Below are 825 nucleotides of genomic sequence, written 5' to 3'. Positions count from 1 at the left end.
CGTCGCCTCACGTTGGCCGTTGGCGAAACATCCCGGTCCCCGGGCATCGATCAGATCCAGGTGGATGCGCCGATCCCAGCCGACACCATGGCGGCTGAATCCGATATGCCCTCGAATCGTTCGGATCCAGCGGACAGTACCGGTATTCCGGTAACGAATGGGACATCCCGTTCACTTCAGCTGAACGCCGGCAATGACACCTTTCCGCATTCCGTCGCCAGCGCTTACGTCCCCATGGTTCAGCTCGGGAACTCTGTGTCCAGTCCCGCCACGCCATCCGGGTTTCTGAGCTTCGATCATCTCCAGGCACTTTTAGATGTGCCGATCCCGGCCGATACCATGGCCATCACATCCGAGTTGCTGGCTCCGCCACCCGGGCAGGACTCCACACGTTCCGGTCATTCCCAAGGCAATTCTTCGCAGCGTAAGGGCTTGCGTTCCGCTATCCATCGTTCGGCCCGCCGAGCCGTGCCCTATCCCGTCCCGCTGTCTTTGCCTCATACAACCAATCCGCTCGAACTGACCGACGCCGAGCAGACACGAATTGAACGTACGCACGGTGGACGGCAGACGCTACTTTATATTGCGGAGCACGCCCACGAGCTAACTGACCATCTGCAGCGCGCCGACATCGTGAAGATCGCCGCCAATAACGGAGGCGCGCAGGCGCTGCAGGCGGTCCTCACCCATCGTCAGGCTCTCATCGACGCCGGGTTCAGCAACGACGACATCGTGAAGATCGCCGCCAATAACGGAGGTACGCAGGCGCTGCAGGCGGTCCTCACCCATCGTCAGGCTCTCATCGACGCCGGGTTCAGCAACGAC

At 61.2% G+C, this 825-nt stretch carries 1 protein-coding gene; it reads left to right on the top strand.

Going from position 1 to position 825, the window contains the following annotated elements:
• Positions 1 to 60: 60 nt before the first annotated feature.
• Positions 61 to 825, top strand: a 765-nt coding sequence (locus DID99_RS38300) for a TAL effector repeat-containing protein (protein ID WP_260444801.1), incomplete at its 3' end; no start/stop codon positions are given.

This window comes from Burkholderia sp. Bp8986 (assembly GCF_003854225.1).
GTDB lineage: Bacteria > Pseudomonadota > Gammaproteobacteria > Burkholderiales > Burkholderiaceae > Burkholderia.
Note: the sequence above shows the minus strand (reverse complement) of the source record. Positions and strands in the feature narration are given on the sequence as shown.